Origin of the sequence: Delftia sp. UME58 (assembly GCF_014170385.1) — a bacterium.
Lineage (GTDB): Bacteria > Pseudomonadota > Gammaproteobacteria > Burkholderiales > Burkholderiaceae_C > Comamonas > Comamonas acidovorans.
The window spans coordinates 1-933 of sequence record NZ_LZZV01000040.1 but is presented as its reverse complement, the minus strand read 5'-3'; the positions used below and the strand labels follow the sequence as shown (position 1 = coordinate 933).

The following is a 933-nucleotide window of genomic DNA, read 5'->3' as shown; positions in this document are numbered from 1 at the left end:
AAAAAAAGGCGAGCGTTCAACAGAACCTGATTCGCTAATAGGTCGCGCACTAGATCTAGCTATTCGAATCCGAATCAACCCTAGAGACTGGGTCGATGGCCGAAAGTTATGCCAAGCACTAAAGATAAAAGAGCAGTATGAAAGTAGTGATGATGTGCTGAACATTGTCGCCGATACTGTTCAGCAGTCTGTAGTCCCGAACAGAGAAATCCTATCATCATTACTGCGCGCAATTTCGTTGTTAGACATAGAACAACCGAATATCCCAAAGCTATGCAGTGAAATCATAAAGAACATCACTGAAATAGCAAAAACTACAGATAAAGCAAACCTGCCGGAACTGGAGCGGGCGATCCAAGAAGTTAACGATTTTTTAACTGCATGGACAACGTTTCGGCGGAAAGGTCTCGGGGAGACTTTAGCGGCGTTCCGCAATGCCATTGCCCTAGGCCAGGTAAACGATGACCCTGAGATTTCAGGGTTGGTTCTTAGCACTGTCCATACCATGAAAGGTCTGGAGAGAGACATCGTTTTTCTGATGGGTATGTGTGAGGGCGTGTTTCCAGATTACCGTGCAAAAACCCAAAAAACACTCGCGGAGGAACTGAATAGCGCTTTTGTTGCTATAACGCGAGCTAAACGTTGGATTTATATAACCTACCCTCGCAGTAAAGTTATGCCTTGGGGAGACTCTAAAAATCAAGCTGCATCACGATTCGTTAGCACACTACGGTCTTAATGTGTGGCACCACTTCAGGTGACCTTGATCGAGCTATGTATGCTGTACTGTACCGAATTTTCGGTACAGTACAAGTACAGTGACCAGTTTTCACCAATTCAGGTAAAACACGCTAACCTACTGATTTGAAACTAGTTTTACCTATTTCAACCTACGCTATAATTCGCCGCATTTCCCTGTAGAAACACTGTAAA

At 44.3% G+C, this 933-nt stretch carries 1 protein-coding gene; it reads left to right on the top strand.

Translation table 11 applies throughout. From position 1 onward, the window contains the following. Positions 1-739 (top strand): 3'-5' exonuclease (locus A9976_RS11745; RefSeq protein WP_183019154.1); only part of this gene is annotated, 739 nt, incomplete at its 5' end. Between the last annotated feature and the right edge of the window lie 194 nt (positions 740-933).